Origin of the sequence: Pseudomonas sp. B13(2017) (genome assembly GCF_002113245.1) — a bacterium.
GTDB lineage: Bacteria > Pseudomonadota > Gammaproteobacteria > Pseudomonadales > Pseudomonadaceae > Aquipseudomonas > Aquipseudomonas putida_Z.
In genome coordinates, this window is record NZ_NEJX01000006.1 from 22,882 (window position 1) to 41,234 (window position 18,353).

General features: G+C 64.5%; 19 protein-coding genes and 1 pseudogene. 9 read left to right on the plus strand and 11 right to left on the minus strand.

Features of this window, described 5'->3' with window-relative positions:
- The first annotated feature begins 72 nt into the window (after positions 1 to 72).
- Both CAG44_RS10090 and CAG44_RS10095 read left to right on the plus strand, forming a co-directional pair.
- The gene (locus CAG44_RS10090) at positions 73 to 468 is read left to right on the plus strand and encodes a hypothetical protein (protein WP_085619223.1); all 396 of its coding nucleotides are present in this window, start codon (positions 73 to 75) and stop codon (positions 466 to 468) included.
- Positions 469 to 484: 16 nt separating this feature from the next.
- Positions 485 to 1,117 (plus strand): annotated as a pseudogene (locus tag CAG44_RS10095) (BRCT domain-containing protein).
- A gap of 15 nt (positions 1,118 to 1,132) precedes the next feature.
- Here the strand turns inward: CAG44_RS10095 and CAG44_RS10100 are convergent.
- From CAG44_RS10100 to CAG44_RS10115, 4 genes are all read right to left on the minus strand, one after another.
- A complete protein-coding gene (locus CAG44_RS10100; RefSeq protein WP_003259987.1) occupies positions 1,133 to 1,414 on the minus strand; it encodes a type II toxin-antitoxin system RelE/ParE family toxin in 282 nt (93 codons plus the stop codon).
- A complete protein-coding gene (locus tag CAG44_RS10105) occupies positions 1,404 to 1,649 on the minus strand; it encodes a type II toxin-antitoxin system Phd/YefM family antitoxin (RefSeq protein WP_085692047.1) in 246 nt (81 codons plus the stop codon). The genes CAG44_RS10100 and CAG44_RS10105 overlap by 11 nt, the downstream gene beginning before the upstream one ends.
- A 243-nt stretch (positions 1,650 to 1,892) precedes the next feature.
- On the minus strand, positions 1,893 to 2,999 hold the full coding sequence (locus CAG44_RS10110; protein WP_085592741.1) for an alkene reductase: 1,107 nt from the start codon (positions 2,997 to 2,999) through the stop codon (positions 1,893 to 1,895).
- 30 nt (positions 3,000 to 3,029) lie between these two features.
- Complete coding sequence (locus CAG44_RS10115; RefSeq protein WP_025338595.1) at positions 3,030 to 4,223, minus strand: MFS transporter; 1,194 nt, start codon at positions 4,221 to 4,223, stop codon at positions 3,030 to 3,032.
- Between the two features lie 347 nt (positions 4,224 to 4,570).
- On the opposite strand from CAG44_RS10115, the gene CAG44_RS10120 reads away from it, so the two are divergent.
- The 5 genes from CAG44_RS10120 to CAG44_RS10140 all read left to right on the plus strand — a co-directional run bounded on the left by CAG44_RS10120 (position 4,571) and on the right by CAG44_RS10140 (position 9,328).
- A complete protein-coding gene (locus CAG44_RS10120) occupies positions 4,571 to 5,494 on the plus strand; it encodes a LysR family transcriptional regulator (protein WP_085692048.1) in 924 nt (307 codons plus the stop codon).
- 86 nt (positions 5,495 to 5,580) lie between these two features.
- Positions 5,581 to 6,378, plus strand: a complete 798-nt coding sequence (locus CAG44_RS10125; protein WP_025338593.1) for an SDR family NAD(P)-dependent oxidoreductase — start codon at positions 5,581 to 5,583, stop codon at positions 6,376 to 6,378.
- Positions 6,379 to 6,657: 279 nt separating this feature from the next.
- On the plus strand, positions 6,658 to 7,644 hold the full coding sequence (locus CAG44_RS10130; RefSeq protein ID WP_085692049.1) for a zinc-binding dehydrogenase: 987 nt from the start codon (positions 6,658 to 6,660) through the stop codon (positions 7,642 to 7,644).
- A 107-nt stretch (positions 7,645 to 7,751) separates the two neighbouring features.
- Entirely contained in the window at positions 7,752 to 8,294 is a 543-nt protein-coding gene (locus tag CAG44_RS10135) for a WYL domain-containing protein (RefSeq protein ID WP_085692050.1), read from the plus strand.
- Positions 8,295 to 8,392: 98 nt separating this feature from the next.
- Positions 8,393 to 9,328, plus strand: a complete 936-nt coding sequence (locus CAG44_RS10140; protein ID WP_025338590.1) for a cyclase family protein — start codon at positions 8,393 to 8,395, stop codon at positions 9,326 to 9,328.
- Positions 9,329 to 9,585: 257 nt separating this feature from the next.
- Here CAG44_RS10140 and CAG44_RS10150 read toward each other — a convergent pair whose 3' ends face one another.
- From CAG44_RS10150 to CAG44_RS10160, 3 genes are read right to left on the minus strand one after another with little or no spacing between them, the layout of a single operon-like run.
- Positions 9,586 to 10,362: an SDR family oxidoreductase gene (locus CAG44_RS10150; protein WP_025338589.1), complete on the minus strand. Its 777-nt coding sequence runs from the start codon at positions 10,360 to 10,362 to the stop codon at positions 9,586 to 9,588.
- Between the two features lie 33 nt (positions 10,363 to 10,395).
- Entirely contained in the window at positions 10,396 to 10,710 is a 315-nt protein-coding gene (locus CAG44_RS10155; protein ID WP_013972037.1) for an NIPSNAP family protein, read from the minus strand.
- Between the two features lie 21 nt (positions 10,711 to 10,731).
- A complete protein-coding gene (locus CAG44_RS10160) occupies positions 10,732 to 11,895 on the minus strand; it encodes an iron-containing alcohol dehydrogenase (protein WP_085692051.1) in 1,164 nt (387 codons plus the stop codon).
- A gap of 266 nt (positions 11,896 to 12,161) precedes the next feature.
- On the opposite strand from CAG44_RS10160, the gene CAG44_RS10165 reads away from it, so the two are divergent.
- Positions 12,162 to 13,466: an MFS transporter gene (locus tag CAG44_RS10165; RefSeq protein WP_075044788.1), complete on the plus strand. Its 1,305-nt coding sequence runs from the start codon at positions 12,162 to 12,164 to the stop codon at positions 13,464 to 13,466.
- 590 nt (positions 13,467 to 14,056) lie between these two features.
- Here the strand turns inward: CAG44_RS10165 and CAG44_RS10170 are convergent.
- The 3 genes from CAG44_RS10170 to CAG44_RS10180 all read right to left on the minus strand — a co-directional run bounded on the left by CAG44_RS10170 (position 14,057) and on the right by CAG44_RS10180 (position 16,192).
- Positions 14,057 to 14,977 (minus strand): LysR family transcriptional regulator, encoded by a 921-nt coding sequence (locus CAG44_RS10170; RefSeq protein ID WP_085663248.1) that lies wholly within the window; start codon positions 14,975 to 14,977, stop codon positions 14,057 to 14,059.
- Positions 14,978 to 15,088: 111 nt separating this feature from the next.
- Positions 15,089 to 15,811 (minus strand): hypothetical protein, encoded by a 723-nt coding sequence (locus CAG44_RS10175; protein ID WP_085692052.1) that lies wholly within the window; start codon positions 15,809 to 15,811, stop codon positions 15,089 to 15,091.
- Between the two features lie 78 nt (positions 15,812 to 15,889).
- A complete protein-coding gene (locus tag CAG44_RS10180) occupies positions 15,890 to 16,192 on the minus strand; it encodes a DUF3077 domain-containing protein (protein WP_025338583.1) in 303 nt (100 codons plus the stop codon).
- A gap of 197 nt (positions 16,193 to 16,389) precedes the next feature.
- Here CAG44_RS10180 and CAG44_RS10185 point away from each other — a divergent pair, with 197 nt between their 5' ends.
- A complete protein-coding gene (locus CAG44_RS10185) occupies positions 16,390 to 17,013 on the plus strand; it encodes a glutathione S-transferase family protein (RefSeq protein WP_025338582.1) in 624 nt (207 codons plus the stop codon).
- A gap of 130 nt (positions 17,014 to 17,143) precedes the next feature.
- Here the strand turns inward: CAG44_RS10185 and CAG44_RS10190 are convergent, their stop codons facing one another.
- A complete protein-coding gene (locus CAG44_RS10190; protein ID WP_085692053.1) occupies positions 17,144 to 18,319 on the minus strand; it encodes an MFS transporter in 1,176 nt (391 codons plus the stop codon).
- Positions 18,320 to 18,353: the final 34 nt, after the last annotated feature.

Genomic DNA, 18,353 nt, shown 5'->3' on the forward strand with positions numbered 1-18,353 from the left:
GGCGAGCACTGGACACGATAGTGGCCAATTAGTAGCATCCAGGCCAACTGAACATTACGGACAATCTCAGTCATGGATCGAGCTACCGGGGTCATTCGACGCCCCATTCATCACCCCATCCGCCCCTTGATCACCTGGGAAGAAGCATGGAAGGGGCCCGACGAGGGCTTGATCCGCTGCTGGGAGATTGGCCGTGAGCGGGCTCTGGCCCAGCCAGAACTTGCCCGGCACTGCGCCGATGGCGCACTCCCGGTGCTAGGTTGGAAAGGTGGCCATGATCGCGCTTTGAAGAAACCGATGAAGTACGGTTCGTTCAAGTACCTGGCGCAATGGCAGGGCCTTCGCGGCGAGGATCTGTTCATCGATACGCGAACAGAGCTCACCCTGACCTGTAATCACACCGGCATGCTGACAACGTTCACACCGGACCAGGAGAAATACGCCAATGCTGTGATGCTGACGGAATAGAAACGAGGAACAGGGAATGGTCGATCTTCACCAGGAATTTCAGAACAGCCGCTTTTTTCACGAAGCGCGGATCGCGCAGCGCTCGGTTGATGGGTTGATTGGAATCGCTGCGGGCCTGACTGCTGACAATCAGGTCAATCAACAATAAGCCGAGTTCCTCAAAGGATGGATGGAGCAGCAACTCGTTCATCTTGAGGATCCGGTCATCAATTTGTTGTACCGGCGCCTGAGCGACATGCTCAAGGACAATATGCTGGATGCTGCCGAGTCGGCTGAACTGCTTGAGCTATTGCAGCAGTTCACCGGCAAGCCGCGCTGCAGCGACAACCCATTCTCTTCACCCACCTCACTGCCACTCGATAACCCCGAACCCACACTGGAGTGGACAGGCCGCATGTTCCTGTTTACCGGCACAATGGCTTACGGGCCTCGCAAAGCATGCGAAGCGCTGGTAGTCGAACGTGGGGGGTCAATCGCCGCGGGGGTGAGCAAGAAGATCCACTACCTGGTCATTGGCAGTATTGGCAACGAGCAGTGGCTGCACAGCAGTTATGGCACGAAGATCAAGAAAGCAGTGGAAATCAGGGAAGCGGGTGCGAACATTGCGATCGTAAGCGAGGCGCATTGGCAGCGTGCGGCGTTTGGTTGATGGCCATGATGGCGTTTACCGCTTCTGAGCGGATCGATACACCTCGCTACGCTCGCGCTTGCCAACCGATACCACCACTACAACGATACGCTCGTCCTCGACTCGATAGACGAGGCGATATCCAGAGGCTTTGAGCTTGATTTTGTAGTGGTTCGGCAGGTCACGCAGCGCGTCGGCCTGTACCTTGGGTGACTGCAGGCGCTCGGCGAGTTTTTTCTTGATCTGTTCGCGCACGGTGTGGCCTAGCTTGCCCCACTCTTTCAGTGCCGAAGGCAGGAATTCGAGTTTATAGGTCATCCAGGGATACCGGTACGCCTTTTTCACCCAACCTCGACTTGGCCAGTTCGCTCAATTCGAGATCTTCCAAGCGCTCCATCATGGCCTCGTACAGTTCGGCCGGCACCATGTAACCCATCACGCGGTTGTGATTGAGCACGGCGACGGGCATACCCGCAGCGCCGGTCATCACCGCGGATGGGTTCTTTTTCAGTTCCGACACGCTTACGGCCACGTCAGCGAATATCTTTTGCATGTTTTCACCCTCAATAAAGAGCCATATTTTGGTCCATATATAGGACACAAACAAGTCGTCACTGCTCAAGCACAGAGGTAAGACACGACAGGCGAAATGCCGTGTTTGTGGGAGATCGCCCAGCCCTTTGAACCCCACGCAGTGCATGGCACCGGCTGCGCCGGTGTTCGCGGCTAAAGCCGCTCCCACAGGGTCCCTGCTAACTCAATGAGTCATTTGCAGTTCCATGAGGAGCGGTCGGGGTCAGGCTGTTGCCAGTGCCGGGTAGTCGGTCAGGCCATGGGCATCACCGCCAAACAGCGTGGCCCGTTCGTGCTCGGCCAAGGGTGCATCCAGTTTCAATCGCGCCGGCAGGTCCGGGTTGGCCACGAATGGTCGGCCGAAGCCGATCAGGTCAGCCCAGCCCTCCTCCAGCGCACGCCGTGCACGTTCGCCGGTGTATTTGCCGGCATACACCATCACCCCGGGGAACACCGCCCGCAGCTGTTGCTTGAAGTCCACCGGCATGTCCGGCGCGTCATCCCAGTCGGCTTCGGCAATGTGCAGGTAGCCGATGCCGATTTCGCCCAGGCGCTTGGCCGCTGCGGTATAGGTGGTGACCGGGTCGGCATCGACACAGCCATTGAGCGTGGTCAGCGGCGCCAGGCGTACACCTACACGCTGGGCGTCGCCGGTGCCTTCGACCAGCGCACGGGTGACCTGGTCGAGGAAACGCAGGCGGTTTTCCAGCGAACCGCCGTAGCGGTCGGTGCGGTCGTTGGCGCCGGAATCGAGGAACTGGTTGACCAGGTAACCGTTGGCCGCGTGCAACTCGACACCATCAAAACCGGCCGCCATGGCATTGCGCGCAGCCTGGCGGTACTGCTCGATGATCTCGGCAATTTCCGCTTCGCTCAATGCGCGTGGTTTCGAGGCCTGGACAAAGCCTGGGGTGCCGTCGGCATTGTCGATGAACACGTTCACGCCTTCGGCCTGCATCGCCGAGGACGACACCGGTGCCTGGCCGCCGAGCAGGCTGCTGTGGCTGAGACGGCCGACGTGCCAGAGCTGGGCGAAGATGCGCCCGCCTGCGGCATGTACCGCCTCGGTGACCAGGCGCCAGCCGTCGATCTGCGCCTGGGTATGGATACCCGGGGTGCGGGCGTAACCCTTGCCCAGTGGCGAGATCCAGGTGCCTTCACTGACGATCAGCCCGGCACTGGCGCGTTGTGCGTAGTACTCGGCCATCAGCGCGGTCGGTACATCGCCAGGCTGGGCGGCGCGGGAGCGGGTCATCGGCGGCATCAGTACGCGGTTGGGCAGGTTAAGGGCGCCGAATTGCAGGGGTTGGAACAGCGGATCTTGAGTCATTACGAGCATCTCCGTAAGGCGAATCAGGGGTCAGGCGCGGCTGACGACAGGTTGTGGCTGGGCAGGTACGCGGCGGTCGAGGCGGCCGCTGTACAGGGTCAGGGCCAGGGCACCGAGGGTGACCAGCGCGGCAATCCATGGGGTGTGGCCGAGGCCGAGCTGTTGCACTACCTGGGCACCGCCCCAGGAGCCACCGGCCACACCCAGGTTGAAGGCGGCGATGTTGAAACCGGCAGCCACGTCAACTGCGTCGGGGGCGACCTTTTCCGCCTGCTGCACCACGTACACCTGCAGGCCCGGCACATTGCCGAAGGCCACCGCGCCCCAGGCCAGTACGGTGATTACCACCAGCACCGGATGCGGCGCGGTGAAGGTCAGCGCCAGCAGCACCACGGCCAGCAGCAGGAAGATGATCGACAGTGCCTTGACCGGGCCTTTGCGGTCGGCCAGGCGGCCGCCCCAAATGTTGCCCAGGGCAACCGAAACGCCGTAGGCGAGCAGCACCAGGGCGACGCTGTTGGCACCGAAGCCGGCGATGTCCTGCAGGATCGGGGCAAGGAAGGTGAAGGCGATCAGCGAGCCGCCGTAACCCACGGCAGTCATGGCATACACCAGCAGCAGGCGCGGTTGCAGCATCACCCGCAGTTGGCGCAGCAGCGGTGCCGGCTGGCTGTGCTGGATGCGCTTGGGCACGAACAGCAGTGCGCCGAGCAGCGCCACCAGGCCGAAGGCAGCCACCACCAGGAAGGTAACGCGCCAGCCGAAGTGCTGGCCGATGAAGGTACCCAGCGGGATGCCGGTGACAAAGGCCACGGTCATGCCACTGAACATGGTGGCGATGGCGCTGGCGGCCTTTTCTTTCGGCACCAGGCTGGTGGCGATGATCGAGCCGACCGAGAAGAACACCCCGTGGGCCAGGCCGGTGAGGATGCGCGCCATGATCAGCGATTCGTAGCTGGGCGCCTGCCAGGCCACCAGGTTACCGGCGGTGAACAGCGCCATCAGGCCGACCAGCAACAGCTTGCGCGGGACGCGGCCGGTCATGGCGGTGAGCAGGGGCGCGCCGATGGCGACGCTGAGGGCGTAAAGGCTGACCAGCAGGCCGGCCGAAGGCAGGGTGACCGCCAGGTCATTGGCGATGGTCGGGATGAGGCCGACGATCACGAATTCCGTGGTACCGATGGCGAAGGCTGCCAGGGTCAGGGCTAACAAGGCGAGAGGCATTTGAGAATCACCTGTGGAAGGTTGGGATGGGTGAATTCTCGGGGGGACGCGGGGATGGGAAAAAGATGGGGACGGGACAATGAGTTTTGATCTGGAAGCAAAGGTTGCGACTGGGCTATTGCGAAAGGGTCAATCTTTTCTGTTGCCTGGATAGACGCATTCGCGGGCACGCCCGCTCCCACAGGTACAGCGCTGCAGTTGAAACAGCGCTGTACCTGTGGGAGCGGGCGTGCCCTCCCCTTGCGTTGATCTCGCCATGCTCAACCGACGAAGTGAACGCATGGCACGCTGGCAAGATCGAGACCGCCCAAGTCATAATTGTTGATAGTTAAGTCCCAGGAGGTCTCATGCAAGATCTACGTCAGTTGCGCTACTTCGTAGCCGTCGCCGAATGCGAGAACGTCGGCCGGGCCGCCGAGCAGCTGCATATTTCCCAATCCCCCCTCAGCCGGCAGATCGCCCAGCTGGAGGACAACCTTGGCCTGGCGCTGTTCGAACGGCGCAACCAGCGCCTGTACCTGACCAGGGACGGGCGCACCTTCCTGGCCGAAGCGCGTGGCCTGCTCAAGCATGCCGAGCGCCTGGAATCGCTGGGCAAGCGCCTGGGCCGTGGCGAGGAAGGCGGGCTGTGCATCGGTTACGTCAACCACGCCATCCACGCCGGCGTGCTGCCGGGCGCGGTGCGGGCCATTCGTGGCGAGCGCCCGAACATTCATATTGCGCTGTACAACATGACCCCCAACGAACAGTTCGAAGGCCTGCGTCAGCGCAGCCTGGACATTGCCCTGGTTTGCGAGCCGCCGCCAAAGAATGACCCCGACCTGCGCGGCCAGCCGGTGCTGGACGACCCATTGCTCCTGGCCATCCCGGCCGCGCACCCGCTGGCCAGCAAGGCCGAACTGACCCCCGCCGACCTGCACGAACAGGACTGGATCATCACCGGTGGGCAGCCCGACCAGGGCCACAAGCGTGACGATTTCATCGCCCGCTGTGGCGATGCCGGCTTCACCCCGCGCCTGTCGCTGGAGGCCAACGACCCGCTGAGCGTGCTCGGCCTGGTGTCCGCCGGCCTGGGCCTGGCCATGGTGCAAAGCAGCCTGTCGGCCAGCGCCGGGCCTACCGTGGTGCTGCGCCAGCTGGACTGGTTCCAGCCCAGCGAGCAGTTGTGGGCGGTCTGGCACCAGGTCGACTTGCGGCCGATCGTGGGCATTTTCCGCGAGCGGGTGCTGGCATTGGCCGAGCAAGGGCTTGATAAGTCCAACAAGGTCTGAACTCAGTCGAATTACGTCTTTTACAGTCTGACCGCGCTTCACTAGGATGGCTCCTATCGATGCAACTCACCCACAGGAGCCATTCCATGAACATCGACCTCGGCGGACGCACCGCCATCATCAGCGGCTCGACCGGCGGTATTGGTCTGGCTATCGCCCGCGGCCTGGCCCGCGCCAACGCTGACGTAGTCATTGCCGGCCGCAGCCAGAAGTCGCTGGATGCCGCCCTGGCCGAACTGCGCGAGCAAGGTGGCCGTGGGCAGATCCACGGCGTGGTCGCCGACCTGGGCACCGCCGCCGGTGCCGAAACCCTGTTCGCCGCCCACCCACGGGCCGACATCCTGGTCAACAACCTGGGCATCTACGACGACGTCGACTTCTTCGACGTGGCCGACAGCGAGTGGACGCGCTTCTACGACACCAACGTACTGAGCGGCGTGCGCCTGGCCCGCCACTATGCCCCGGGCATGGTCGAGAAAGGTTGGGGGCGGATCCTGTTCATCTCCTCGGAATCGGGCATCGCCATCCCTGCCGACATGATCAACTACGGCGTCACCAAGGCTGCCAACCTGGCGGTATCGCATGGCCTGGCCAAGCGCCTGGCCGGCACCGGGGTCACCGTGAACGCAGTGCTGCCCGGCCCGACCCTGACCGACGGCGTGGCCGCGCTGGTGGCTGATGCAGCCCAGGCGTCCGGGCGCAGCATTCGTGAAGAAGCCGACAACTTCGTGCGTACTGCTCGGCCGAGCTCGATCATCCAACGCGCCGCCGATGTCGACGAAGTCGCCCACCTGGCGGTGTACCTCGCCTCCCCTTACTCGTCCGCCACCACCGGTGCAGCGCTGCGGGTCGACGGCGGCGTGGTCGACAGCCTGGCTATCTGAATTCAACCCCGGCTACCAGGCAAAACAGCCTTGTCGAAACCCGGGGCTGAATGAATTGGGGCTGCTTTGCAGCCCATCGCAGGCAAGCCAGCTCCCACCGGAATTGCACAGGCTCCAGGCTGGTGCTGTACCTGTGGGAGCTGGCTTGCCTGCGATGGGCCGCACAGCGGCCCCGCTTTTTTGTCTTCCAGTCAAAACACCTTGCCATCACCGCACCTGTTTCCCCCGCCCGATCCCCGCTAGCCTGCCGCCCACACCCGTCTCGAAAGGACCCGCACCATGCCAACCGATCATCAAGCCTGGGCCTGGACCCCGAACGCCGGCCTAGACGGCCTGCAACTGCTGCGTAAACCCCTGCCACAACCCGGCCCCGGTGAGGTGCTGGTGGCCAACCGCGCCATTGCCCTCAACCCGGTGGACTGGAAAATCTGCGAATGGGGCCACCCTGCCTGGCAGCAAGGCACGGTCCCGGGCGTGGATGGCGCCGGTGTGGTAGTCGCCGTTGGCGCAGGCGTCGACATGCCGTTGGGCAGCCGCGTTGCCTACCACCAATCGCTGGCGCGTGACGGCAGCTTTGCCGAGCACTGCCTGCTGGATGCCAGCCTGGTGATGCATATCCCCAGTGCGCTCGGCGACACCGCCGCGGCTGCCGTGCCCTGCCCCGCCCTGACCGCCTGGCAGGCCCTGGCCAAGGTGCCCGAAGGTGCCAGCTGCGACGTGCTGGTGATCGGCGCCGGTGGCGCGGTGGGCTTCTACCTCGCGCAACTGGCCGCGCAACGCGGCCTGCGCGTGTGGGCCAGTGCCGGCCAACGCCACCACGCCACGCTCAAGGCCCTTGGTGTGAGTGGGGTGTTCGACTACCACGACGCCGACTGGCAGAACCAACTGCAGACCGCCCTGGGCGAGCGCCCGCTGCATGCCCTGTTCGACACCGTCAGCGGTGCCCATGCCGGCAGCCTTGCCCACCTGCTCGGCTACAACGGCCACCTGGTGTGCATCCAGGACCGCCAGGAAACCGCGCCAACGCCCGCCTTCGGCACGGCGATCTCGCTGCATGAAGTGGCGCTCAACAGCATTCATGCCCATGGCCGGTTGGCAGATCGCCAAGCCCTGCGCGTGGCCGGTGAACGCCTGCTGCAGGCCGTCGCCGATGGCAGCCTGATCGCGCCACAGCGCCGCGAGTTCGCCTTCTCGGCATTGCCACAGGCTCTGCGGCAGCTGAAAGAGGGCCAAGGCGCAGGCAAATGGGTGACGCGCCTGGACTGAAGGCCGTGCGCGAGAACTTGGATCCCATTCTGCTACAAGGTATGCTGGGCAATAGCTAAACGCCACTACCCAGGCAGGCCTCGTGCCTGCCTTCAAGGACGAGCCCTTTGCCCAGCCACCCTACCCGTCACACCATCGCCCGCCAATGGCAGCTGCTCAAGCTGCTGCCCGGCCGCCACCCGGGGATGAGTTCCACCCAGTTGCAGGCCGCCCTGACAACCGTGGGCCATATCACCAGCAAACGCACCGTCGAACGCGACCTGGTCGAACTCGCGGCGCTGTTCCCGCTGCAGTGCAACAGCAAAGGCATGCCCTACGGCTGGTACTGGCAACCGGGCCTGAACCTGGGTGAAGCGCAGCAGCTGCAGCCCGATGCGCTCACACCCCCGAAACAGGTCGAGTTGCACGCCTGGGTCGATGATGCGCTGGCCCGGCGCCTGGAAGCGGCGCCCCTGTCGGCAGATATGCAACTGACGCTGCAAGCGGACGGTGGCGCCACCCTGGTCGCCACCGTCGACGACAACCGTGCGCTGATGGGCTGGCTGCTGTCCCAGGCCGGCTCGATCCGCGTGCAGGCGCCGCAGGCACTGCGCCAGGCCATGCTCGAACAGTTGCGCCAGAGCCTGGCGCTGCACGAGGGTGGTTGTTGACCGGCAAGCAAAAGTCATTGTCCCCCGGGCCGCTTTTTCCCATAGCTGGCCCTGCGCAGAATCTGCTCCTGACAACGCCTCACTATCAGGAGTACCCGATGAAACGCTTCAAGCCCCTGCTGCTCGCCGTCGCACTGGCGACCACTGCCCAGGCCACCCTGGCCGCCGACTGGCAGACCTCGCCCTACGGCAAACAGGATGAAATCGGCGCCGCCAACCTGCTCACCCCCGAAGTGGTCAAGCAGGCGGTCGGCCTGGTCAAGACCGGCAAGACCTACCCGCTGGCCGTACCGGTGAGCAAAGACCTGCCGGCCTTCCGCCACCGCAGCTTCCACCTGTACAACATCCAGCCTGGCGAACAGGCCGGCCAGACCCTGGGCCGCAACAAGTTCAGCTTCAACGATGAACTGGTCAACGGCTGGACCGGCGTCGGCACCCAGCTCAACGGCATCGGCCACATCGGTATCGACAACGTCTACTACAACGGCAACAAGGCCGCCGACTTCGTCACTGTCGAAGGCGTGACCAAGCTTGGCGTGGAAAAAGTACCGCCCATGGTCACCCGCGGCGTGGTGCTGGACATGACCGCTCACTACGGCAAGGCCATCGTGCCGGGCGGCACCTCGTTCACCGTCGACGACATCAAGGCCGTGCTCAAGAAAGAAGGCATTACCCTGCGCAAGGGTGACGTGGTGCTGTTCAACACCGGCTGGCTGGAACTGATCGGCAAGGACAACCAGCAGTTCCTCGCCACCGAACCGGGCATCGACCTGCCGGCGGCCGAGTGGCTGGCTGACCAGGGCATTGTCGCCTTTGGTGGCGATACCTGGGCTTCGGAGGTGTACCCGAACCCGACCGGTGAAGAATTCCCGGTCAACCAGTTCATGCTGGCCAAGCGCGGCATCTACAACCTGGAGCTGATCGACACCCGCGCGCTGGTGAAGGACAAGGCGTTCGAGTTCCTGTTCGTGCTGGGCCAGCCGCTGTACAAGGGCTCGACCCAGGTGAACATCAACCCCGTGGCGATTCACTGATCGCCGCGCCTGAAGGCTGACACGGTACCTGTGGGAGCGGGTTCACCCGCGAAGAAAGCGACACGGTGCATGGCACCGGCTTCGCCGGTGTTCGCGGGCTTGCCCGCTCCCACAGGAACCGCGCATTTTCTGAGCCCCGCGCCAAACCTGTGGGAGCGGGCAAGCCCGCGAAGGGCCGCAAAGCGGCCCCAATTTGCCTAGCTGACCGGGATTAGGGTTCAGCCGCTCCCACAGGGACCTACGTTCAGTCAGGCGACTCAGAAGGTACCGGGGAACGCCCCACCATCGATCAACAGGTTCTGCCCAGTGATGTACCCGGCATGCGCACTGCACAGGAACGCGCAGTAAGCGCCGAACTCGCCGGCACTGCCAAAGCGAGCCGCCGGGATGGCCTTGCGTCGCGACTGGGCGGTGGCTTCCACATCGCCACCTGCCGCCTTCAAGGTCTTCTGCAGGCGCGCCGTGTCGAACGCCCCAGGCAGCAGGTTATTCAGCGTCACGTTGCTGCCCGCCAGGCGCTGCTGACGGGCCAGGCCGGCGATGAAGCCGGTCAGGCCACTGCGCGCACCATTGGACAAGCCAAGAATATCGATCGGCGCCTTCACCGCGCCGGAGGTGATGTTCACCACCCGGCCAAACCCGCGCTCGGCCATGCCATCGACCACCGCCTTGATCAGCTCGATGGGGGTAAGCATGTTGGCGTCCAGTGCCTTCAGCCAGTCCTCGCGGCCCCAGTCGCGGAAGTCGCCCGGGGGCGGGCCACCGGCATTGTTGACCAGGATATCCACCTGCGGGCAGGCTGCCAGCAGCGCCTGGCGCACCTCGGCGTCGGCGACATCACCGGCCACGGTGCGCACCTCGATGCCCGGGCAGGCCGCGCGCAACTCGGCGGCGGTCTGCTCCAGGGTGGCCTGGGTGCGGGCATTGATGACCAGGTTGACGCCTTCTTTGCCCAGCGCCTCGGCGCAGCCTTTGCCCAGGCCCTGGCTGGCCGCGCAGACGATGGCCCAGCGACCGGTAATGCCTAGATCCATTGGGTTGCTCCTTGATGCAATGCAGTTACAGGGTCACTGGATCGGCGAAAACGCGGCAGGCATCAACAGCTTCGATTCCATCCGCACCAGCATCGGGAAGGCCACGGGAATGAAGCGCTCCAGCCAGTCCGCATCGCGGTACAGGGCGGCGCGGCGCTCGATGCGGTCGTCAAGGCTCTCGTAGGCCCAGATGTGCACCACCTGGTTCAGTTCGCCAATCTCGGTGTACCACCAGCCCACCAGCTTGGCGTAGCGCGAGATCACCGGCAAGCCTTCCTTTTCGAAGTGCTCCAGGTACTGCTTCATCTTGCCGATGTGCAGGGTGTAGGTACGCATTTCATAGAACATGTTCGTGGTTCCGTAAGAGATTCAGAGGTTGCCGTGGTAGGCGTCAGTGATCAGGCGCTCGACATCGCGCGCGGTGGTCAGGCGTGGGTTGACCAGCACGTTGCCGCTGCGCATCGAGTCGCTGACCATCTGCGGCAGGAACTCCAGGTCCACGCCCAATTCACGGATGGTCGCGGGAATGCCAATGGCCTGGTTCAGGGCCACCACTGCATCTACCGTGCGTGCCGCGGCCTGCTCCACGCTGAGCCCGGTCACATCGGCGCCCAGGGCAATGGCGATGTCGCGGAAGCGCTCCGGGCAGGCCGGCAGGTTGAACTTGATCACGTAAGGCAGCAGGGCGGCGTTGGCGATGCCATGGGGGATGTTGAACACCCCGCCGAAGGTGTGGGAAATGGCATGCACGTTGCCCAGCTTGGATTGCGAGAACGCCACCCCGGCCAGGAACGAGCCCAGCAGCATCTGCTCGCGGGCCGCCATGTCGGTGCCGACGAAGTAGGTTTTTTCCAGGCTGCCGGCAATCATGCGAATGGCCTGCAGGGCCATGGCCTGGCTGATCGGGTTGGCCTGGCGCGACACATACGACTCGATGGCATGGGTCAGGGCATCCATGCCGGTGGCGGCGGTGATGGCCGCAGGCAGCTTCAGGGTCAGTGCCGGGTCGAGGATGGCCAGGCGCGGGAACAGCCGCGGGCTGACGATCACCGTCTTGAACAGCGTGCGCTTGTTGGTGAACACGGTCGACGCCGTGCATTCGCTGCCGGTACCGGAGGTGGTCGGGATGGCGAAGATCGGCAGCGGCGGCTGGGTCAGTTTGTCGTAGCCCTCATAGTCGAGGATGTTGCCAGGGTTGGTGGCCATCGCCGCCACGCCCTTGGCGGTGTCGATGCTGCTGCCGCCGCCCACGCCGATCACGGCGGTGCAGTTGCGCTCTTTCAGCAGCGCCACGGCAGCGTCGAGCACGTCGGTGCTGGGGTTGGCTTCAACGGCGCAGAACAGCTGGTAGTCGATGCCCGCCTGCTCCAGCGAGGCGAAGAAGCCGGCCAGGATGCCAGCGTCGATCAGGCCCTGGTCGGTGACCACCAGCAGGGTGCCGTCCACGTACGGCTTGATCAGCGCACCGGCCTGGTCGGCCAGGCCCGCGCCACATTTGGCAATGGTGGGGAAATGGAACTGGAATTGGCTCATGAGGGGTCCTCAGGCAACTGCGTTGTTCTTGTTGTGCCCGCCGTGACGCTGGCGGGCCGTGCCGGGGCAATCTAGAGCGCGGGCCAGGGCCACCGATAATGAAAAGAGCTGATCCGCCAATAACCACTGCTTATCCCCTGCCTGGGTAATAAGCAGGCGTTATTGGCGGATCAGCTCTTTTCATTACCTGCACTGCCGCCAGCGCTCCAACAATCGGCCTGCGTAGTTGCTACGCCTCCCGATAATCACAACAACGAGCTCCTGCGATGAAGACCATCCCCTCCCCGGCCGACCTGGCGCTGCCCGCTGCGGCCCCGATGACCACGGTGCGCTGGCGCATCTTCCTGATCCTGTTGCTGCTGACCGCAATCAACTACATCGACCGCGCCTCGCTGTCGGTGGCGCTGCCGCTGATCGCCCCCGAATTCAACCTGACGCCGGCCATGGAAGGGCTGATGCTCAGTGCGTTCTTCTGGTCCTATGCCTTGATGCAGATCCCTGGCGGCATGCTGCTGGACCGCTTCCACACCCGCGGCATCATTGGCGCGGCAACCGTGGCCTGGGGCCTGTTCCAGGCACTGGGCGCGGCCTCGCACAACTGGCTGGTACTGCTGCTGACGCGCATCGGCCTGGGCGTGGCCGAGTCGCCGATCATGCCCGCCGGGGCCAAGCTCAATGGCGCCTGGCTGACGCCTAACGAACGTGGCCGTGGCGCGGTGCTGGTGGATGGCGGCGCGCCGCTGGGCAGCGCCCTGGGGGCGATCCTGATTTCCGGGCTGATTGCCTGGCTGGGTTCGTGGCGGTTGGCCTTCGTGGTGGCCGGGGTCGGCACCGTATTGGCCGGCATCCTGGCGTGGAAGTACATCCGCAACCACCCCAGCGAGCACCCGGGGGTGAACGAGGCCGAGCTGCGCCACATCACCGAAGGCAACGCCAGCGCCCATGCCGCGGCAGCCAAGGCCAGGCTGCCGCTGCGCGAGCTGCTCAAGGACCGTTCGATCTTTGCCATGTTCGCCGGCTACAGCTGCATCCTGGCAGTGTTCTACGGCCTGCTGACCTGGATGCCGAGCTACCTGCACAAGGCCCACGGCCTGAACATCTCGGCCATGGGCGGGGCGACCTTCCTGATCTTCATGTGCGGGTTTGTCGGCGAACTGATCGGCGGCTGGATCGGTGACCGCTGGCGGGCCAGCGGTGCCTCGCCGAACCTGGTGATGCGCACCATGTTCAGCGGTTCGGCGCTGGTGGCGGCGCTGTGCATCCTGGCGGCAGCCTATGTGGGCGAGACCGTCGCGGTGATCAGCCTGCTGTGCGTGGCGATGTTCTTCATCCGTTGGTGTGGGATGTACTGGTGCCTGCCGGCGATCATCGGCGGGCCGTCGCGCACCGGCGTGCTGGGTGGCACCATGAACTTCTGCGGCAACATGGCCGGAGTGCTGGTGCCGATCGTGATCGGGCTGATCGTGCAGTTCACCGGGGATTACTTCTTTGCGCTGATCTTCTTTGTGGTGGCTGCGGTGTTGATTGCGGTGTTTTCCAGCTTGATCGATTACCGCGAGCGGCAGTTCTGAGACCTAGATTGCGAGATCCCTGTGTGGCTTCAGCCACGAACACCGGCAGAGCCGGTGCCATCCACCGCGTCGCCTGCTTCGCGGGTGAACCCGCTCCCACAGGTACGGCGCAGGCCTCGGGCTCACGCTTTACCTGTAGGAGCGGCCGTGGCCGCGAACACCGGCGTAGCCGGTGCCATCAACCGCGTCGCCTGCTTCGCGGGCTTGCCCGCTCCCACAGGTACGGCGCAGGCTTCGGGTTCACGCTTTACCTGTGGGAGCGGCCGTGGCCGCGAACACCGGCGTAGCCGGTGCCATCCACCGCGTCGCCTGCTTCGCGGGTGAACCCGCTCCCACAGGGACGGCGCAGGCTTCGGGCTTGCGCTGTACCTGTGGGAGCGGCTTCAGCCGCGAACACCGGCGCAGCCGGTGCCATCCACCGCGTCGCCTGCTTCGCGGGTGAACCCGCTCCCACAGGTACGGCGCAGGCTTCGGGTTCACGCTTTACCTGTGGGAGCGGCCGTGGCCGCGAACACCGGCGTAGCCGGTGCCATCCACCGCGTCGTATTCTTCGCGGGTAGACCCGCTCCCATAGGGGGCCGCAACAGGGCTCAACCGGCCGTAAGCTCCTCCACCAGCAACCGCGCCGCCGGCGACAGCGGCGCTGCTACCCGGTGCACGATCCCGAACGGCTCGCTCAGTGCCCGCAGTTGCACTGCCAGCGACACCAGCAACCCGCGCTGCTCGGCAAAGGCCGCCACCGCGCTGGGGATCACCGCCACCAGCGTCGGGTCGTCTTCCAGCAGCATGAAGGTGGCGAAGGTGGAGAAGGTTTCCAGCGGGTAGCGTGGCACCTCCACCCCCGCCTCGCTCAACTCACGCTCCAGCGCCTGGCGCATTGGCATGTTCGCCGGGTAGACGATCCAGCGATACTGGCTCAGGTCGCCAACTTCCAGCGCCGCCGCACCGGCCAGCGGGTGCTGCGGGTGCGCGACCACCGCCAGCGGCTCCTGGGCCAGTTCGACAAAGGCGTAGTCCGCCGCGTTGCGGCCCAGCCCTGGCCGGCAGATGGCCAGGTCCAGGCGCCCTTCATCAAGCTGGGCCAGCAGGTTGGCACTGGTGTTCTCGGCGATCTCCACCGCCAGTTGCGGCTGCTTGCGGCGCAACCGCCCGAGGGCGCCGACCAGGGTCGGCATGGCACCCATGATGCTACCCACCGCCAGCCGCCCACCCTGGCCCTGGACGATGCCAAGCACCTCTTCGCGCAAATGCCCCAGGTCACTGTGAATCAAGCGCGCATATCGCACCACGCAACGGCCTACGTCATTGGCCACCAGGCCGCTGGGCAGGCGCTGGAACAACGGCACACCCAGCACCTCCTCCACCTCGCGCAAGGCCTTGGTTGCACCAGGCTGGGAAATCGCCATGGCCTCCGCCGCCTTGTGCAGGGAGCCGCAGCGGTCCAGTTCGATGAGCAGGCGTAACTGACGCAGGCGCAGGCGGGAAAAAATGGAGTCCAGGGAGGGGATCATCGGGCAGGCTCGGCATGGGTCTTGTAATGCCGAGCACTATAGAGGGTTGTCAACGGGCGATTGTTGAGTTTGCGGCAAATGTCCTTTGCCCTGAAGACACGCCCGGCAAGCTCACGCCACGCGGCGACGCGACAGGCAGGCATACCCCAGGCCCAGCACGCTGGCCGCCAATACGCCCAGCAGCACCATCAGCTCGCGGCTGTAACGGGCCACCCAGGCCGGGAAACCGATGACCTCGCGGTAAACCTGTATGTCAGCCTTGCCATCGGCGTGACTGATGCTGACCCCGCCCTGGCGGATCTGTGAGTAGTCCGCATCGAAATACACCCATACCTTGCACGCGCCACCCGGCTCGATGACGGGGATGTCCGCTTGCATGGTGGAGGTTTCAAGGATGGTGTCATTGCCAGCTGCATCGCGCACCTGTACCAGGCCTTTCGCCGGCAGGCGGATTTTCACCTGGCGCACCTGCGCATCACCGCTGTTGCGCAGCTCGATGAGCAGACCGGTACGGTGGTCGACCAGCCCGGCCTCGAAGGGCTTGGCGAACAGCTGGGCATACGGCGCCTGGGCCATTTCGATCAGCCGCTCGACCTGATCGTGGCTCAGCCCGCCCTCGCTGATGGCATTGATACGCCCCTGCAACTGCTCGTACTTGAGCTGCTCGCTGGCTTTGGTGATGCGTTCGCTGAACTGGCTGGGATAGGTGAGGTAGGCATAGGTCAGCGATGCCTCCAGGCGCGGGTTGCCCCTGAGCAACCCATAGGCGGTCAGCAGGACCATCAGGCCAAGCAGCACGGCTACGAGGAGTTTCCCCACCTTGTCCCAGCTCAATGCGAACTTCCTTCTGTCGTGATACAGAGATTCAAACTGGCCAAGGGTGCCAAGTTCATGGTCCCCAGGCAAGTCTGACTAAGGCTCCTGCTCGCCTCCCCGAGCCTGGCGCAACTGCTGCAACTGGCCGTCGATCAGCGCCTTGGCCATGCCTGCCAGGTAATACGTGGCCTGCATCATCGCCTTGCGGTCACCGGGCCGGTCGATGGCCTTGCGGGTGAGTTCGGTAATGCAGCCCATGATGCTCGAGGCCTCCATCAGCGCCGTACGCATTGGCAACTGCGCGTTCATCTGCACCAGTTCGGCGCCGCCGTTGCCAAAACGGCCCGCTGCACGCACGACATTGAGGTTGCTGCTTTCTTTCGGAGTGTCTTTGTCCATGTCCATTCCTCGGGGTTACGAGCGTGCCGAGACTAGGGCGCTGCCTGCCCCGCCACAATAACCTTGGGGGTGGAAAGGCTTACTTTCGGAAATGGACTACAAGGAACCTACAAAGGGGATGCTCCACCACCACTCAGGCTCTTGACCGGCAACCGGCAGTGACGGACGATCAATCTCCCCCCACAAGGATGAACACCATGCTACGGATACTGGGCAGAGCCTCCTCCATCAATGTACGAAAAGTCCTGTGGGCGTGCGCCGAGTTCGAGGTCGCGTTCGAGCGCGAAGACTGGGGGGCGGGTTTCAAGCCCACGGACAGCGCCGAGTTCCTTGCGTTGAACCCCAACGCCATGATCCCGGTGATCCAGGATGGCGACTTCACCCTGTGGGAATCCAACAGCATCATCCGCTACCTGGCCACGCGCTATGGCGCCACCGGGTTCTACCCGGGCGAGGCGCAGGCTCGGGCCAGGATCGACCAGTGGATCGACTGGCAGGCCTCGGACCTCAACCGTTCCTGGAGCTACGCGTTCATGTCGCTGGTCAGGCATTCGCCCGCCCACCAGGACCCACAGGCCCTGGCCGCCGGCTGCGCGGACTGGGCGCGCTACATGCACATTCTCGACCGCCAGCTGGCAAGCACCGGTGCCTACGTGGCCGGCAGCCAGTTCACCTTGGCCGACATCCCCATTGGCCTGTCGGTCAACCGCTGGTTCGAAACGCCGTTCGAGCACCCGCACCTGCCGGCCGTGCGCGATTATTACGAGCGGCTGAGCGAGCGCCCGGCCTATCACCTGCATGGCCGTAACGGTACGCCGTGATGGGCAAAACTGTGGGGCTGCCTTGCAGCCCATCGCGACACAAGGCCGCTCCTACAAGGAATCGCGGTTTCCTGTAGGAGCGGCCTTGTGTCGCGAAAGGGGCGCAAAGCGCCCCCAGGATCTCAAGCCCTTACACCGCTGCCCGATCCCCCAATGCCACCGCCCGCCCACGCCAGGCAAACATCAATACCATCACCAACCCAACCGCCGCCATCGCCGCCCCCGCCAGGGAAACCGCCGAATACCCCAGCCCGGCATTGATCACCGCCCCACCCAGCGCCGCACCAATCGCGTTACCCAGGTTGAACGCCCCGATGTTCACCGCCGACGCCAGGTTGGGCGCATCCTTGGCCGCCTCCATCACCCGCATCTGCAGCGGCGGCACCAGGGCAAAGCTGGCAGCGCCCCACACCAGGATCGCCAGCGCAGTCGGCAGCGGCCAGTCCATCACCAGCGGTAACACCAGCAACACCGCAATCAGCACGGCCAGCGACAACATCAGGGTACGGTCGATCGAGCGGTCCGCCGCCTTGCCACCCCACACGTTGCCCAAGGTCAGGCCGACACCGAACAACACCAGCATGGCCGTGACGAAGGTAGTGGACGCTGCCGCCTCGCTCTGCAGGATCGGCGCAATGTAGGTGAATACCGTGAACATCGCACTGGAGCCCACCACGGTCAGCAGCAGTGCCGCCAGCACCGGCCCGCGGCCCAGCACGCGGATTTCGGCCATAGCCCCGCCACCCTTGGGCGACTGCACATTGGGCAGTGCGTACCAGAGGGTGGTCATTGCCACCAGGCCGAGCCCGGCGATGCCCCAGAATGCCGTGCGCCAGCCCAGCATTTCACCGAACCAGGTCGCCAGCGGCACACCGCCGATGGTGGCCAGGGTCAACCCCATGAACATGGCGGCCACGGCCCCGGCGCGCTTCTCGGGCAGCACCACGCTGGCCGCGACGATCGAGCCGATGCCGAAGAACGCACCGTGGTTCAGCGAGGTAACCACGCGGGCGACCAGCAGGCTGGCGTAGTCGCTGGCCAGGGCCGACATCAGGTTGCCGAGGGTGAAGATGGCCATCAGCCCGATCAGCAGGTAACGCCGCGGGATCTTCACCGTGGCCAGGGTCATCAGCGGTGCGCCGATCAGCACACCGATCGCATAGGCACTGACCAACAGCCCGGCAGCGGGGATGGAGACGCCAAGGTCGGTGGCGATGCTGGGCAACATGCCCATGGGGGCGAACTCGGTGACCCCGATGCCGAAGGCACCGATGGCGAGTGCGACAAGAGGTGGATTGATACGCATGGCAAGCTCCTTATCTGTGCTGCAAATGCTACGA